Annotated in this window: 6 protein-coding genes and 1 tRNA gene; 4 read left to right on the top strand and 3 right to left on the bottom strand. The window is 70.0% G+C overall.

What is annotated here, in order from left to right; genetic code table 11:
- Positions 1-26: 26 nt before the first annotated feature.
- From pheT to EJP69_RS06490, 4 genes are all read left to right on the top strand, one after another.
- On the top strand, positions 27-2468 hold the full coding sequence (gene pheT / locus EJP69_RS06505) for a phenylalanine--tRNA ligase subunit beta (RefSeq protein WP_126469109.1): 2442 nt from the start codon (positions 27-29) through the stop codon (positions 2466-2468).
- 5 nt (positions 2469-2473) lie between these two features.
- Entirely contained in the window at positions 2474-2848 is a 375-nt protein-coding gene (locus tag EJP69_RS06500) for an integration host factor subunit alpha (protein WP_093202101.1), read from the top strand.
- Between the two features lie 65 nt (positions 2849-2913).
- A complete protein-coding gene (locus EJP69_RS06495; RefSeq protein WP_093305161.1) occupies positions 2914-3372 on the top strand; it encodes a MerR family transcriptional regulator in 459 nt (152 codons plus the stop codon).
- A gap of 26 nt (positions 3373-3398) precedes the next feature.
- Positions 3399-3475, top strand: a tRNA-Pro gene (locus EJP69_RS06490).
- A gap of 271 nt (positions 3476-3746) precedes the next feature.
- Here the strand turns inward: EJP69_RS06490 and EJP69_RS06485 are convergent.
- The 3 genes from EJP69_RS06485 to EJP69_RS06475 all read right to left on the bottom strand — a co-directional run bounded on the left by EJP69_RS06485 (position 3747) and on the right by EJP69_RS06475 (position 17377).
- Positions 3747-4169: a hypothetical protein gene (locus EJP69_RS06485; protein WP_093202093.1), complete on the bottom strand. Its 423-nt coding sequence runs from the start codon at positions 4167-4169 to the stop codon at positions 3747-3749.
- Between the two features lie 112 nt (positions 4170-4281).
- Positions 4282-4893, bottom strand: a complete 612-nt coding sequence (locus EJP69_RS06480) for a sigma-70 family RNA polymerase sigma factor (protein ID WP_126469108.1) — start codon at positions 4891-4893, stop codon at positions 4282-4284.
- A 16-nt stretch (positions 4894-4909) separates the two neighbouring features.
- Positions 4910-17377 carry a filamentous haemagglutinin family protein gene (locus tag EJP69_RS06475; RefSeq protein WP_206169286.1) on the bottom strand — a complete coding sequence of 4156 codons (12468 nt, stop codon included), beginning with the start codon at positions 17375-17377 and terminating at the stop codon, positions 4910-4912.
- Positions 17378-17500 lie beyond the last annotated feature (123 nt).

Here is a 17500-nt window from a genome sequence, read left to right as displayed (position 1 = left end):
GAAAAAACCAGATCGAGATCGAAGAGATGCAATTCCCGGAATCCTGGCTGCGCGAGTTCTGCAACCCGCCCATCGACAGTGCCACGTTGGCCGAAACGCTCACCATGGGCGGTTTCGAGGTCGAGGAGCGCCGACCGGTGGCGCCGCCTTTCACGCGCATCGTGGTCGGCGAAATCAAGGAAGCGGTGCAGCACCCGAACGCCGATCGCCTGCGCGTGTGCCAGGTCGACGCGGGGCAGGGCGCTCTGCTGAACATCGTGTGCGGTGCGCCCAATGCGCGCGTCGGCATCAAGGTGCCTTGCGCGCTCGTCGGTGCCGAACTGCCGCCGGGTGAAGACGGCAAGCCCTTCTTCATCAAGCTCGGCAAGCTGCGCGGCGTTGAGAGCCAGGGCATGCTGTGCTCGGCGCGCGAACTGCAGCTGAGCGAAGACCACGGCGGCCTGCTCGAGCTCGACGCCGACGCGCCCATCGGCGCCGACGTGCGCGACGTGCTCAAGCTCGACGACGTGCTGCTCACACTCAAGCTCACGCCCAATCTGGCGCACGGCCTCAGCGTCTACGGCGTGGCGCGCGAACTCGCCGCGCTCACCGGCGCGCCGCTCAAGACCCCAGCCATCGCGCCCGTGGCCACGTCGTTCGCCGACGTGCTGCCGGTCAAGGTCGAGGCGCCCGATCTGTGCGGCCGTTTCTCGGGGCGCATCGTGCGCGGCGTGGACACCAAGGTCGCCACGCCCGCCTGGATGGTCGATCGCCTTGCGCGCTGCGGCCAGCGCAGCGTGACGCCGCTGGTCGACATCTCGAACTACGTGATGTTCGAGTACGGCCAGCCCAGCCACATCTTCGACCTCAACAAGATCCACGGTGGCCTCACGGTGCGCTGGGGCAAGGCTAGCGAGCAGCTGAAGCTGCTCAACGGCACGACGATCACCGTCGACGAGAAGGTCGGCGTGATCGCCGACGACCGCGAGGTCGAGTCGCTCGCCGGCATCATGGGCGGCGACGCCACCTCGGTGTCCGACGACACGCGCAACATCTACGTCGAAGCCGCCTTCTGGTGGCCCGAGGCCGTGCAGGGTCGCTCGCGCCGCTTCAATTTCTCGACCGACGCTGGCCACCGCTACGAGCGCGGTGTCGACCCGAGCCGCACGGTCCAGATCATCGAGCGCATCACGCAGCTGATCGTCGAGATCTGCGGTGGCCAGGCCGGCCGGATGGACGACCAGACGCTGCGCGTGCCCGAGGCCGCGCCCGTCACGCTGCGCGTTGCGCGCGCGGCCCGCGTGATCGGCATGCCGCTGACGCAGGCGCAATGCGCCGACGCGCTGAAGCGCCTGGGCTTCGCGATCGCCGAGGGCGAGGGCACCCTGACCGTGACCCCGCCGCCGCACCGCTTCGACCTGCTGATCGAGGAAGACCTGATCGAGGAAGTCGCGCGTCTGATCGGCTTCAACAACCTGCCGACCACCGCGCCGCTCGCGCCCATCACCGCCCGCGTGCGGCCCGAGGCACAGCGCAGCCGCTTCGCGGTGCGTCGCAGCATCGCCGCGCTGGGGTATCAGGAAACGATCAACTTCAGCTTCGTCGAAGCGCACTGGGAACAGGACCTGGCGGGCAACGCCAACCCGGTGAAGCTGCTGAACCCCATTGCCAGCCAGATGAGCGTGATGCGCTCCTCGCTGATGGGCTCGCTGCTGCAGGTGCTCAAGTTCAACCTCGACCGCAAGGCGCCCCGCGTGCGCGTGTTCGAGCTGGGTCGCGTGTTCATGCGCGACGACAGCGTCGTCACGACCGACAGCACCGTGCGCGGCGTGAACCAGCCGATGCGCGTGGCGGGCCTTGCGTGGGGCGATGCCGACGAGGCGCGCTGGGACGGCAAGCCCGAGCGCGTCGACTTCTACGACGTGAAGGGCGATGTCGAGGCGCTGCTCGCGCCGCTGCAGCCGGTCTTCGAGGCGGCCGAGCATCCGGCCCTTCACCCGGGCCGCTCGGCGCGCGTGCTGGTCGACGGCAAGGCCATCGGCTTTGTCGGCGAGCTGCACCCGCGCTGGCGCCAGAAGTGGGACTTCTCGCAGGCGCCTGTGCTGTTCGAGCTCGACCTCGACGCCGTTACCGCGCGGCTCGTGCCCGTGGCGCAGCCGGTGCCCAAGCACCAGGCGGTCGAGCGCGACATCGCTGTCGTGGTGGCCGAGGCCGTCACGCACGATGCGCTGATGCAGACCATCCGCTCCGCCGCGGCGGCGCAGGGCCTGCTGCGCGATGCGACGCTGTTCGACATCTACCGTCCGCAGCCGCTGCGCGACGGCGCAGTGGCCGCACCTGGCGCGCTGGCGCAAGGCGAGAAGAGCATGGCGGTGCGCCTGAGCTTCCAGAGCGACAGCGCCACCCTGACGGACGAGCAGGTCGAGCCCGCTGTCCGCTCGATCGTCGAACAACTGGGCGCCAAGCTCGGCGGCCGCTTGAGGGGATGATGAGAATGAACGCTGCCGAATTCACGCTCGAGGCTCTCGAAACGCCTGCGCTCACCAAGGCGCATCTCGCCGACCTGCTGTTCGAGCAGATCGGCCTGAACAAGCGTGAGTCCAAGGACATGGTCGAGGCGTTCTTCGAGCTCGTGGCCAACAGCCTCATCGAGGGCACGGACGTGAAGATCTCCGGCTTCGGCAACTTCCAGATCCGCGTGAAGGCGCCGCGACCGGGACGCAATCCGCGCACCGGCGAAGCCATTCCAATCGGCGAGCGTCGCGTGGCCACGTTCCATGCGAGTGCCAAGCTCAAGGAGCAGATTCACGGAAGCATCGACCAGGGCGGCGCGTCCGAGGTCGAGTGGAGCCTGGGTTCCACCGAATAAGTGCTTGGTGCTGTGCGCCTGCGTAGAGTAATCTCTGAGGTTTCCCGCGCACAGTCTTGATTTCAATGGAGAAAACGCTCCCGCCGATCCCTGTCAAACGCTACTTCACCATCGGTGAGGTCGGCGAGCTGTGCGGCGTCAAGCCGCACGTGCTGCGTTATTGGGAGCAGGAGTTCACGCAGCTGCGGCCCATGAAGCGGCGCGGCAACCGCCGTTACTACCAGCACCACGAGGTGCTCATGATCCGCCGCATCCGCGATCTGCTCTACGACCAGGGCTTCACGATCAGCGGTGCACGCAACAAGCTGCAGGAGCTCGTTCAGGGCGAACGCGATCGCCGCAAGGCGGGCGAGGTGCCGCTCGAAGGCGTGGAAGCCATCGAGATCGACCAGGAAGAATTCGACGCCGCCATCGTGGAAGATTCCGCCGTGTCGGCTGTCGCTCAAACGGCCGATCTGTCGCAGTTGTTGCACCTGCGGCGCGAGCTCTTTGAAATTCGTGAGCTGCTGAGTGTAGGACGCTGAATTTTCGAGGCTATAATCGAGAGCTTCGGTGTGTGGCGCAGCCTGGTAGCGCACTTGCATGGGGTGCAAGGGGTCGAAGGTTCGAATCCTTTCACACCGACCAAAGTCAGTAAATGGAACAACGGCTTACGCTCACAAGGCGTAAGCCGTTTTTCTTTGTGCGCTCCAAATGAGGGCGGCCTGTTTCAGAAAAATGAAGCTCTGCGCCCCCGAGGTTGCGGCTGCCCGAGCGTTCAACCGCGCCCAACGATTGAATCACTGCGACCAGTTGCCGCGTGGCGATCGATGGCGGTCCGGTCGCGGCCGGATTCTGCCGCAGCATGGCAGGTGCGCTGCTGCCGGGGGGCGCGCGCGAGCGACAGGCTCTCTTTCGTTCATCGATCCTCGGGTGGCACGGGCAAACCGATCCTTCGACGGAGCTCCGTGCGCCAGGCTGCTGCATTCTCCTGCTGCTTGTTGAGAACGATCCCTAGGATGTAAGCCGTCAGGGCGGCGCCGATCAGAGCCACGCCGCTCTCGTAGACGATGTCGACGGCGAACTCCTTGAAGCCGTCCGAGAGGAAGGACAACAGGGCTGAGTACTTCAACACCTTGGACGCGGCGACGAGCACGGTGCCCAGGGCGGCGCATGCCCAGAGGAAGACCCTGTGGATGGCGATCGGCGCGGTGATCTCTTCGATCTGATCGGGATACCTGCGGAAGTACGCAACGTCGTCGTTCGTGACTTCCGCGGAGCTGCCGAAGAGCAGGCGGAGGAAGAAAGAGTCGCTGTCTCTTTTCTTGGGGCGGGTTCTCATGGTCGATCTTCGCTGTAGAAGGGCAGGGCGCGGCGTGCGCTCACAGGAGCATCGTTTGTAGCCGGTCCAGGAACGACAGCCCGTCGTCCAGAGGGTGTCGCCCCGATGTCCTTCATGCCAGCGGTCCGGCAGCAGCCTTGCATGGCTGCCGTCCGCCGAAGCGGCTGACCGGCAGGACGGACAGGTGCAGCAGCGCCTGCCGCAGCGTGGTGTCCACGCGTCGCAGCGACAGCCCGTGCCGTACCGCCACCTCCTGCCGGGTGAGTTCATGCACCCGCAGCGCCACCAGGATGTCCTGGTGCCGGTTGGGCAGGACCTGCATGGCGCGCTCGACCGCTTGCAGATCGGAGCGCGCCTCGGCAATCAGTTCTGGTCCCGGCGCGTGGTCGATCAGGTGCTCCAGCGTGTCTTCGTCGGCGCCCGTGAGCTGCCACGGACGCTCGGCACGCAGGCGGTCCGTGGCGGCGTTGCAGGCCACACGGTAGATGTAGGCCACCGGGCTTTGCAGCGCGCCTTCGAAGCGGACCCCGTCCAGCTTCATCCAGGCCTCGTGCAGGCTCTCGCTGGCCGCGTCGGCGCAGCCCAGATGCCGTGCGAGCCGGCGGTGCAGCTCGGTGTAGTTCTCCACCAGCAGCGCCTGGAAATCCGGCGTGGCAGCGTCCGGCGGCGGGGCGCAGTCGATCTCTGCGGCCTCGCCGCAGGGCATGTACATGAGCATGGTCATGGCGCAGCGACGAGGCCTAGCGTCCGCGCGGCAGGCCGCGGCGCTCGCTTTCGCTGAGCCGCGTGATCTGCGCGTCGGTCAGCGCCCCGTGCCCCACCATCTGGATGAAACTCGACGGGTCGTAGCTCGTCTGCTCCGCCGGCTTGCGCCGTACTTCGCCCGTGCCGGGCGCCCCGGCCGCAGGCTCGTCGCCGAAGCCCAGCACCCGCACTGTGAACACCGAGGGAAGCGCCTGGCGCTGCGCCGCTCGCTCGCGTTGCAGCACCTCCTGCGCGGCGCCTGCGGCTTGCGACGCGGCAGCACTGGCGTTGGTGAGCGCGCCGACGTTGACCGCCGCCAGCGTCGGAATGCCCGCCGACTCTCCCTTGACCGCGATGTTGGCCGCGTTCACCACCTGCAGGGCCGCCAGGTTCACGTTGCCCGACACGCGGATGCCTGCTTCGCCCGCATCGATGGTGCCCAGCGGCGCGATCAGGTCGATGTCGCCGGCCGGCACCTCCGGGATCGGCGCCAGCGTCGCAATGCCCGCGCCGGTGCTCGGCACGTTCGACGACAGCGTCACGTTGCCCCACTGGTCGTACTCGCGCTTGGGTGGCGTGTAGACCACCGTCGTCTTCGAGCCCCGGCCGGCGTTGATGTCGCCCTCGGCCGACCAGCCCATGATGTGGCCGCCGAAGGTGGTCATGATGCGGCTCTGGCCCAGCAGGATGCTGCCCAGCGAGTAGGTCGAGATGTCGCCCTTGCCCTGTGTGATGACGCCCGGCGTGATGCCGCCCCTGGCCACGGGTGCATCGCCTTCGATGCCGAACACCTGCGCGCCGCCCGGCGTGAACATCTGGATGCCGCCGCCGAACAGCGTGTTGACGCCGGCCGGTCCGTACATGGTGATGTCGCCGCGGTAGCTGATGGCGCCGCCCGCGGCATCGCTCTCCGGAAAGAGCGCCGCGATGGCGTTGCGCCCGCGCAGGTAGCTGCCGGAGCGTGCGCTGCCTGCATCGTTGTATTCGCGCCCGCTCGCCTTCAGTTCGGCGAAGTACACCTGGCGCGCGAACACGCGCTGCTGCTCGGCCGGCAGCGCGTCGAAGAAGGCCAGGGCCTCGTCCGCCGTGCCGCTGAAGCCCAGGCCGTTGTCCTTGTCGGAGAGCCATGCGAGCAGCTCCGCCTCGTAGGTCTTGACGACCTTGCCGGGCTGGCTGGCCAGCGAGGTGCCGGCCAGCGCGCGGTTGGCTGCGCCGAGGTAGCGCGCCAGGAAGCCCGAATAGTCTGCGCCCTGTGCGCCCGTGCCGGCCATCATCGCGATGCTCGCGCCCAGTCGCTTGTCGCCCGCCGTCAACGGGCCCAGGCTGGCGATGGCGGCGCGGTCTTCCATCACGATGTTGCGGCCCGCGCTGACTTCCAGCGTGCCGGGGCCCGCCACGTTGAAGCTGCTGTAGAGGATGTCGCGCCCGGCGACCACGCGCGAGACGTCCTGCGCATGGCCGTGGATCGCGAGATTGCCGCTGGACGTCGCACTGGTGCCGCCCAGGCTCGTCAGCGCGGGCTGCCCGAGCACGGTGCCCGCGCTCACGATGTCGCGCCCGGCCATCACCCAGCTCGGTGCCGCCGCTTCGTACCAGGTCCGGCCGTCTTCGCGCGCGACGATCTCGCCGCTTCTCAGGCCCACGATGTCGCCGGTCATCGCATAGAAGCGGGACGGCGTGCGCAGCGCATCGGTGGCCGCATAGGTTTCGGGAGCGAACGCGAACAGGCGGAATGGGTCGGTGCGCGCCGTCATCGTCAGCCCCTCCGTGCCGATGTTGCTGGCCACGCGCGTGTTGCCGCTGAAGCCGGTAAAGGCCGGCTTCAGCGGGCTGGGCATCGCCGCCGGGTCCGCGCCCGACTGGTTGATGGGATAGCTGCCCATGTACAGCGAATCGCCGGCAAGCAACTCGAGCTGGCCGCTGCGCGACGGTGCGAGCAGCAGCGACGTGCGCGACGCGTACTCGTTGACACCGTCGCTCGCCGCGTTGGCCGCCGCACCGTTGTAGATACTGCCGCCCGCGGCCACCGCGCGCAGGATCGCCGGATAGACGAAGCGGTAGTCGCTGGCCGACGCGTTGACGCTGGTGGTCAGCGACTGCAGGGTCGATTCGCTCATCTGCGTGCTCGGGGTCAGGCTGCCGCCGGCCGAGAACAGGTCGATGGCGGTGCGGTCGGTCCACAGCGAGAACCAGCTCAGCCCGCCGCCGCCGTAGGTGCCGGAACCGGTACTGAAAGGCGAGCTGTTCTGCATCCGCACACGGCCGGCATCGGCCGCCGCACCAACCACCAGGTCGCCCATCGTGTCGATGCGCATCGCCGAGTCGCCGGGAACCAGCACCAGGCCGCCGGTCGATTCGGCGCGGTTCGAGCTGAAGGGATCGAAGGCGCGCGGGTCCTTCAGGTCGCGCCCGCCCAGGATCATGCCGCCGAGCGACGCCGCGCTCAGCTGCGTGGCGCCGCGCAGGTTGACCAGCGCGCCCTGCAGGTCGTGGTTCGGAACGAAGGTGGTGTTGGCGTTGCCGCGCGCCAGTTGCGAGCTGTTGACGCCGCCGCCGATGCGCATGTCGATGTCGCCACCGCCCGTGAGCACGATGCTGCCGTCATCGGCCACGCGGCCGGTGCTGCCGACCGCCACCACCAGCCCCTGGCTGCGCGCCGTGCCCTTGCGCTCGAGCATGCCGGCATTGCCGCCGGCCTGCACCTGCACGTTGCCGCCGCCGAGTGCGCCGAAGCCGGTGAAGCCCACCAGCGACGGCTTCACGTCGGCGGCCAGCAGGCCCGCCGGGTCCACCGCGTAGCTGCCGAAGTTGATCCACCACGCCGTCGGCAATTGCGCGCTGCCGTCGCCCTGCCGCCAGAGCCAGTTGCCCACGCCCACGCTGGCCTTCTGCGCCGCGTCGTTGGCGGACGTAGACAGCATGTCGCTCGTGAGGTCGCCGCCCGCGCGCACCGTGAGGTTGCCGCCGGCCTCGGGAAACCACGCTTGGTAGATGCGGCCGTCGCCCGCCACCAGCGATTCGTAGTCGGAGCCGCCCGCGCCGAGCACGCTGGTCGTGCCCGGTGCGTTGCCGCGTGCCCGGTTGAAGCGGCCGTCGACACCCGCCGACTGCGTGCCGGCGGTGTAGATGCCGTAGAGCGAGCGGGCGTCGATGTCGCCCGAGGCGATCAGGTCGAGATCGCCGGTGCCGGTGCGCACCACGCTGATGCCCTGGCCGTGCGCGGCAATCACGTTGACGGCCGAGCCGTAGTCGATGCAGGAGCCGGCAATGATGTCGCAGAGCACCAGGTATTCATCGGGAACGGTCGTGCCCGCGGGCTCGCCGAAGACGTTGCCCGGCGCCCAAACGATGCCGGTCTTGGTGATGCAATCGCCCGGGTCCAGGAGCGGGCACAACGCCTCCTCTTCCTTGGTCACCGGCTGCCCCGCGGGCATGCCCCAGTTGTTGTTCTCCGCCCAGACCAGCGTGCCGCCGCCCTTGGTGACGGTGGCGCCGTAATGCGTGTCGGCCAGGCGCAGGCTGCCGGTGTTCGCCAGTGCGATGCGGGTGTCGGCTGCGCCCAGGTCGGCGCCGGCCACCAGCCGCACCGCCCAAGACTCGCTGCCCGCGGGCAGCATCGGCGCCAGCGCCCAGTTGCGCCCGCGCGTGCCGTCGCTGCCGGGGCGCAGCTCGATGTAGCCGACGCCGTTTTCAAGCACCACGCGCGTGGCCGAGGGAATCAGCGCGCCGCGTCCCAGGTCGAGCGCGCCGCGCAGCAGCACGGTGTTGCGAACGACGTCGTTCTCGTAGGCCACCGGCAGCGGCACGCCCTTGGGCCACAGCATGGCGCGCAGCGCGGTGCCGCTCGGCAGCGGTGTGCCGGCGCCCAGTTGCGTGCCTGCGGCCAGCGTGACGGCGTCCTTCAGCAAGGTGCCGCGCGCATGCAGCAGGTTGCCCGCCGCGTCGCGCACGTCGGCGGCCAGCACGGTGCCGGCGGTCAGGGTGAGCGGTTTCGCCAGCGTCGCGGCCGCCGGCAGGCGCACGGCCGCGCCCAGCGTCAACTCCTGGATCGGCAGGTCGTAGTTCAGCGTCGCGCCAGACGGAAACGCCGTGCCTTCGGCCAGGCGGACGCCGCCGATCGGCAGCACGAGGTCGCCGTTGTAGGGCTGCACGCCCGGCACGAGCGCCCAGCCGTTCTCGTCGGGCGTGAGCGGCGGCGGCGCGAAGCCGTCGTTGATGCTGCCGTAGATGTCCATGTTGCCGGCGGCGCGCAGCACCAGGCTGCCCGCTTCGCCGGAGCCGTACACGCCGGTCTTCTGCGTGCGCGGGTTCAGGCTGGCGTAGCGGTAGCCCGACAGGTCGAGGTCGCCCTGCACCACGAGGTCCTTGTCGGTCACGATCTCCACGCCGGGTCGCAGGTGCAGAGCATCGGCATAGGTGGCGTTGTTCAGGCCGGCGAGCTTGCCGTGCAGCAGCGCGCCGTTGGCGAGCGCGGCGTCGATGAACTTCGTGCTCTGCGCGTGCTTCTGGTCCAGGTAGGCCTGGGTGATCTCGCGGTACGGGCGCCCGCTCACCGAGTCCAGCCCGTCCTTGATGACGGCCAACGGGTCGGTGTCGTCGTAGCGCCAGACGGCATTGAGCGCGATGGAGCGCGCGCCTTCGATGTTCAGGCTGCCGCTGGCGTCGATCTTGATGTCGCCGCTGGTCTCGCCGGTGCGCGCCGCGTTGAGCTCCAGCGTGCCGCGCTTCTGGCCGTCGTGCTGGCCGGGCTGGTTGCCGACGGTGGCGTCCGTGCCGTGGCGCAGGTCGATGCGCGCGCCGCCGGCCAGCGTCAGCACGCCGTCGCCGCCGTTCAATTCGACGATGGCGCGGTTGGGCGCGTCGATGATCTTGCCGCGGCTGTCCACGCGCAGCACCGTGCCGTGCGCGTCGAGCAGCGCGCCGCCGCCGATCGTCAGGCCGTTCTTGCCCGCGAGGCGGATGCTGCCCACGCGTTCTCCGCTGGCGTCGATCGTGCCCAGCACCGTGAGGCTGCCGTTGTCGACCGAGACGTTCACCTCACCAGCCTTCAGGCCGTTGCCGATGACGAGATCGCCTTGCTTCAGCTGGAAGCTGCGGCTGCCATACACCGCGCCGTCGTTCAGGCGCCGGTTGAGGCCCGCGAACTGGTCGTCGAGCGTGCCGCTGTCGCCCAGGCGCTGCGCGCGGACGTCCACGCTGCCGGCCTTGAACGGCACCATCGTGCCGCCGGCATCGTAGTGGCCGCTGCTGGCGCCGAGGATGCGGCCCTGCAGGTCGACCACGCCGGCCGCGCTGCCGAGCGCCACGGCCTTGAGTGTGCCGGCGCGGTTGCCCTGCGCAGACAGGTCGATGGTCGCGCCGGCCGCCTGGCGGATGCTGCCCGCCTGGCTTTCGAGGCCGACGTCTCCGCCCCAGCTGAACTTGTCGAGGTCGTTGAAGCCCAGCTTGCGACCGCCGACGTCGATGAGCGCGCCGTCGGCCAACGTGACGTCGTCCTTCGCCGTCAGCGTCAGCTTGCCGGTGGGCAGCACGATGGCGGTATCGAGCACGATGTCGCGGGCGCTCAGCGCGAGGTCCGCGCCCAGCGTCTGGATCGCCTTGCCCGCCGCCGCGTCGTAGCGGTTGCCCCCGGACGCGCCGATGCGCAGCGAGCCGCCGGCGGTGATGCGGTTGACCGCGCCGGCCTCGCCGGTGACCAGCGGCGTCGCGATTTCCAGGTTGCCGCCGCTGTAGGCGTAGCCCTTGCCGTCTTCGTAGGCGCCCTGGCTCTGGTAGACCGAGAGGCTGCCCCTGCGGCTGCTGGTGAGGCGATCGCTGGCGCCCAGCTTCACGGTGGCGAAGCCGAGCGCGAGGCGCGCGTTATCGTCCTGGCCGTTGCTCACGGTGTGGGGCATGTCGCCGAGTTCGATGCGCTCGGCCTGGATGTCGAGCGTGCCGCCGCCGGTACCCGCGCCGCCGCTTGCCACCGAGCCCGGGGCCTGCGTCGCGCCGCTCCAGACCAGGTTGCGCGTGCGGATGGTTGCCACGTCGCCCGCGCTGCCCGAACCGTAGATCGCCGGCGTGCCGAGCACCAGAGTGTCCAGGCGCGATCTGCCCGTGGCCGGATCGATGGTGTCGAGCGTGAGGCTGCCGTAGAAGTTGATGGCGTCGCGCGCCGTGAGGGTGAGCGACTCGAGCGCCGGCGCGCCGGTGCTGGTGTCGCCGTTCAGCAGGCGCTGCAGCACGTCCTGGTTCAGCGTGAGGCCGCTGGCCAGCACGCCGCGCGCCTGTGCGTCGGCCAGTGCCGGCACCGAGCCGGCGTTCACGCCGCCCACCGCCAGCGCCAGGTGGCGCGTACCGTAGCGCGACGCTTCGCTCAGCTCGAACGCGCCGTTGGTGGCCGCCGTGATCGTGCCCTCCGAATAGAAGGTGCTGTTGGCGCTGCACGACGAGGTGTTGCACACGCCCAGCAGGATCGAGCCCTTGCCCGTGGCGGCGGGTGCCAGCACGTCGAGCCGGCCGTTCGACACGGCCAGCAGGCTCGAATCGCCGGGCTGGTAGACGAAGCCCGAGGACGAGTCGTAGATGGGCGCGCCCTGCCCGAGAGTGGAGATGCCGGCACCGGCCTCGACGACCAGGTTGCCACGGCCCGCGAGAAAGACCTCGGGGGCCTTCAGCACGGCACCCGCGCGCAGCTTCACGTTGCTCATCGCCTCGTTGAAGCCGACGTAGCGCCCCTGCTGGCCGTAGATCACCGTGGGTCTCGCGCCGACCACCAGCCGGTCGGCATGCAGGTCGTTCAGCGTATCCGCGTGCACCGAGGCGCCCTCGAAGCCCGCGGTGCGCGACTGCTCCGAGCCCAGCACCTCGAGGTCGCCGCCCAGCACCATGGCGGTACCGCCACGGCCGCCCTGAGCGGCCTGGAAGCGCGCGAGACCGTCGAACTCCAGCGACATGCCGCCGCGCCCGGAGCCCAGCACGAAGGCCAGCGATCCGGCATCGGCCGGCAGCACCCCGCGCGGCACGCCCAGTCGCGCGGCGTCGGCGCGCACGAAGTCGGCGTAGCTCGTCTCGTTGTACTGCGCGTAGGTGCGCAGCACGTCGGCCGGGGTCACGATCACCTGGCTGGGCAGGCTGTCGCGCTGGCCCGTGCCGGCTACCGACAGCCGGCCCGTGGCGGCCCAGGAACCGTTGCGCATCGCCAGCGCCTGCCCGGTAGTGCCGACGCTTCCGGCCGCGCCGTTGAGCTCCACGCGGAAAGCGCCCGGCAGCAGCGCATAGGTCGACGGCATCAACGTGTAGGTGCCCGCCGGCAGGCCGGGCACGCCCGCGCCGATGGTGATCTGCCGGCCCACAGCCGCCTGCGAAGCCCCCGCCGGACCGCTGGCCGGCGCGGCCAGCGGCTGCGCGCCGGGCACGATGGCGTACACCGCGTTGGTGGACAGCGAGGGCAGCGAGAAGCGGCCGTCGGCGCCGATCTGCATCAGCGGATGGAAGCGCGCGTCGGTCGAGCCGCCACGGCCCGCGATGAAGCCGGCGCCGGTGAGTTCGCCGCCACCCGAGAGATCGAGCACCGCGCCGGCCTGCACGTCCACATGCTCGGCGCCGAGCCGGATGCCCGCGCCGCCGCCCGCGCCCACGGGCTGCACCGAACGCCCGTCGTAGCGGTAGTCGATGCCATCGGTCGTGCCGCCATAGGGCATCGTCAGCCCCGCGCCGCTGACCGAGGTGATGCTGCCCGGCAGCAGCGCCACGTTCAGCGCGCCCTGCTTGAGATCGGTGCCCAGCCGGATGCTGCCGAGCGGCGCGCGGACGACGCCGGCCTGCTCGATCACCGCGGCGCCGAATTCGAGCGCGCCGAAGGCCGAATACGGAACGCCGGCCGGCGTATCGCCGCGGCGTTCGATGCGCAACACGCTATCGGGGTCGTACACGACGCGCAGCGCCACCGGGTCCATGCGATAGCCCGCGTTGACGGACGCGATGGCGCCGGTCTCGGGGTAGAGCTGCGCCGCGGAGAACGTGAGGCCGCCGTGCGTCCACAGGCGCGAGCGGCTGTCGTTGTCGTTGGCCAGCAGGAAGCGGATGTCACCGTCGCTCGCCAGTTCCACCTTGCCGAAACCGCGCCGCTCGACGTGCACCGGCGTGAACTCGCTCTGCATGGCATAGCTGCCCTCGGTGCCGAAGGAGATGCTGTTGCCCAGGTCGAGCAGCCGGCCGGCCTGTACCGAGAACTCGGCCCTGGAGTCCAGCGGCGTCATGCCGTGCAGCATGCGCGGGCGCAGCACCCCGACGGCAGCGTAGTACGCGCCCGTGCCCGACAGCTTCACGTAGGGCGCCGCCAGCTGCACGCGCGCCGACGCGCCGGAAGACTCGGCCAGCGACAGCGAACTGGAGAACAGCGTCAGGCCCTGGCCCATGCGCAGCGACACGTCGCCGTCGAACGAGAGCTGGCCGTTGGCCAGCAGCGTGAGGTTGTCGAAGCCGCCGGCGCCCAGCCGGTCGGCCGACAGCCGGGTCTTGCCGTAGCGCAGCGCCGCGTCCGCCTGGCCGGGCGCGAGATCGTCCGGCAGCAGCGAAGCCCGTGATTGCGATTGGGCCACCGTCAGCTCGCGCGGGACGATGGCCTCCTGCTGCGCCCGGTCGAGCCCGCCGGAGTCGTACAGCGGCGACTCGAGCGCGATGTCGAGCGAGCCGCCCGCGGCTCCCGCGCCGCCGGCCGCCGCGCGCAGCGAGCCGTCGATGTGCAGGCCGAGGTACGAGCTCAGCGAGATGCGTCCGCCGTCGGTGGCAACGGTCGTGGAGCCGAGGCCCGGCACGTCCAGCACCGCCTGCGCGCCCGAGGCATCGAGCTTCGCGCCGGGTCGCACGATCAGGTAGGCGTCGGCCGAACTGGCCACCGCGCGGTCGTGGTCGATCGTGCCGCCCAGCACGATGCTGCCACCGCGTTCCACGCGCCCATAGGTGCGCCCGTGCACGTCGGTGGCCGTGTGCGCGCGGCCCGACACGTCGAGCACCGCGTTGTCGCCGATCCAGATCGAGCGCGTGTGGACCTTGCCGTCGGCCTCCGGCGTAAGGCCGGCGACGTCGACGAAGCCGTACTGCTGCTGGCGCACGTCGATGCTGCCGCCATGCGCGTTCAAGGTTCCGTCGATGGTGATCTGGCCGGCCCCGCGCAGCGCGATGGCCTGCCCGGGATCGACCTCGAGCCGCGCGCCGCGCCCGATGGTCAGCGTGCTCGTTGCCGGATCGATCTCGGTGAGCAGGCTGCGACCGGCCTGCAGGCTCAGGCTCGCGCCCTTGCGCTGCTGCAGGACGGCGTTCACGGCGTCTTCCTGGTACAGCGGCGGGGTCCACAGCTCGAGCGCCCGTGCCGTGCCGGCGTCGCTGGCCACGCGGCGCGCGTCGTCCCGGAAGCGATACACCGGCATCGTCACGTCGACTTGCGTGCCTTCTGCCACGGTGAGGCCTTCGCTGCCGGTGATCTCGTAGGCGGAGAAGCCCTTGTCGAAGAAGCCGCCGCCCAGCACCAGCGTGCCGGAATCCGCGGCTTCGGCGCTCGCCGGCTGGTCGGAGACCAGCACCTTGCCGGCCTGGATGGCCAGCGTGCCGCCGCCAGCGACGCCGTGGCCGCGCAGTTGCGCTTCGGGGTCCAGCCGGAGGCTGCCGGCGCGCGTGGTGGTGGCCAGCGTCACGCTGCCGCCCTTGCCGGCCTGTGTCTTGCCGCCCGTTCGCATGATCGCGCCCGAAGACACGTCGATCACGCTCGCCCTTTGCAGCGCCACGTTGCCGGTGCCGCGGATCGACACGCTGCCGCCGTTCGCATATGCCAGGTCCTGCGTGGAAGGGTCGAGTTCCGCGTTGCGCCACAGGCCGCTCGCGTCGAGCCTGGCGCCCTCGGCCAGGGTCACGTGGCCGCGGGGCTCCTTCGCGTTCACGAAGGTGTCGAGCGTGCCGCTCGGGCCGGGCTGAGCGAGCACGTTGCCCAGCACGATGCTGCCGCCGTGGGCGGTCAGGTCGGCCTTCACCGCGACGTCGTTGCCGTACAGCGTGATGTTGCCGCCCGCGGCCGTCTGCAGGTCCGCGTTGACCTCGATGCGGTTGCGCGCCGCGATGCGCACGGCGCCCAGCGACAGGCCGTTGAGCTGCGCGGTGTCGAGCAGCAGGCTGTTCCGGCGTTCGGCCGGCAGGGCCGTGGCGAGGTCCAGCGCCGCCGCGATGCGTTCGCCCGTGTCGCCGGTTTCCTTGAACTCCACCCGGTCCATGGTGGCGTTCAGCAGGTGGTCCAGCGCACCGGTGCGCCGGTCGAACATCGGCAGGTATTCACCGACGATGAGCTGGCCCCTGCGCGACGCCGCGTCGTGCGACTGGTCGTAGCCGTCCAGCCCCGCCTTCGGTGCCTGGGTCTGCCGCGTGCCCTGGAAGGCTTCGGCGGTGATGCCGCCTTCGAGCACTGCTGCACCCGTGGCGACGACCAGCTTGCCGGCATCGCGCCCGACCGTGTAGCCGTTTTCGAGCCGCCTCTGCGGCCCGATCAGCGGGTTGTAGAAATAGCCGGTGTTCTTGGCACCCCAGCGCTTGTGCTCGTCCTCGAAGCCGCGGTAGAGCCCTTCGTAGCGCTGGTCGCCGGGCGCCTTCGAAACCTCGTACAGGCGCCCGTCCGCGCCCTTGAGCCAGGTCTGGCGGATGAAGCCGGTCTGCACGTTCAGCGTGCCGCCCGAGAGATTGATGCTGGAGCCGCCCTGGGTGACGACCTCCGCGCCGCCGAAGGTGACGGTGCCGCCTTGCGCCATCCACTCGCTGGCGGTGTGGCCCTCGGTGCCGAGATAGCCGCCCACTTCGAGCAGGCCGCCGGCCGTGTACCAGCGCTCGCTCGCGTAGCCGTTGGTGCCCTTGGGCACGAACACCAGGCTGCGCCGGTCGATCCACACGTCGTTGTTGTTCAGGCGCTTGCCATCGCGGTTGAGCGGTGCGTCGCGCTGTTCGTTGCCCTGGACATTGATCTTGACGTTGTTGCTCTCCATGGCCAGGTTCACGCCCACGGCGCCGGAGACGTCGATCTGCGCGCGATCGCGTACCAGGGTGCGGGCGGCGGCGGTCACCGCGATCTGCCCGCCGGTTGCAAGCGTCAGGGAATCGGCCTGGAAGTCGACCGTGCCGCTGCTTGCGATCTCGATGCGCGACTGGTCGCGGCGGTCGGCCACCGCCACGATGTCCTGGTTGCCGGTGACGAGCGCGGGGCCGCGCAGGCCGTCGCGCTGGCTGTCCAGCGCGGTGGTCTTGCCGTCGTCCTCGATCACCACGGCCGTGGTGGCGCCTTGCCCGAGCGCGACCTTGCCGTCGGCCCCCACGGCGGCGAGGTGAACGGTGCCGCGTGTATTGACCGTGGTGGTGGCGAGCGCCACGCCGTCTTGCCGCACGTCGCGTCCCACCATCGTCACGTCGCCTTCGCGAGCGACGATCAGGCCGGTGTTGCTCACCTTGCCCGCAAGACTGTCGGTGATGAATTGGGGCGTGACCTCGTTGCCGCGCGTGGTGGAGGCCTGGTTGCCGCCCGTGCCCGAACCCTTCTTGATGATGAAGCTGTCGCCGGCCGCGAGCACCGCCTGGCCCCTGGGCGTAGCGATGTCGCCGGCGTTGTGCACCTCCTGGCCCACCAGCAGCACGTAGCCGCCGCCATCCGTGGAAACGGTCGGCGCCCGCGTCGCGATTCGTGCGCCGGCTTGGACCTCCACCTTGCCTTGCGCATCGGTGAAGCTGGGCGTGGTGCCCGCGCTGTAGATGCCGTTGGCCTTGAACTGCGAATCGGAAATGTGCGCGGCCGCGGCGACCAAGTTGCGCGTGTCGACCTGGCTGGTGCCACTGAAGACGATACCGTTGCGGTTCGCGATCAGCACCGTGCCGTCGGCCTGGATCTGCCCCTGGATCTGCGAAGGCCGCGCCTTCGGATCGTTCACCCGGTTGAGCACCGCCCAGTCGGCCTGCTGGTCGAACTTCACCGTCGTGTTCCTGCCGACGTTGAAGGTCTCCCAGTTCAGGATGGCCCTGTCGCCGGTCTGCTGGATCGCCACGTTCGTGTGCCCGTCGGCCTGCCGCGTCTGCACCGGCGCGTTGGCGTTGGCCCAGCCGGCCGTGAGGCTGTTGGTGTCGACCCTCAGGCCGCCGTCGGCCAGGCCGTCGGGCACCGATGCGTCGTTCTGCGCGGCCGCGCGCGCAGCAGCCTGCGCCGCCTGTTGCGCCGCGATGCCGCGCGCCGTCAGGTTCAGGTTGTTGATCGACTGTTGCAACTGCACGTTGGCGCGCTGTTGCTGCGCCTGCGGGCTGGTGAGCATCGACGCGGGTATGCCGTTGGGCAGGCGACCGGTGGCGCTGGCAGTGTTCTGCGCCATGTTCTTCTGCGCCATCCACGCCGCGCCGAGGGCCTGTTGCGCGTGGGCCGGCAGGGCGATCGTGGTGGTCGCGCCGGCGGCCAGCGCGAGGGCCATGGCCTGCGCCAGCGGCGAAATGCGGAAACTGCGGAAACTCCTCTGATGCACAACGGCGTCGGGCTTGCGGCTTCGGCTGTTGTGTCCCTCGTGTCTTTTCATCTGGCGCCCGGTAAAGAATGA

The organism is Variovorax gossypii, from assembly GCF_003965815.1.
GTDB lineage: Bacteria > Pseudomonadota > Gammaproteobacteria > Burkholderiales > Burkholderiaceae_C > Variovorax > Variovorax gossypii.
This window is presented reverse-complemented; position numbering and strand designations above follow the sequence as displayed.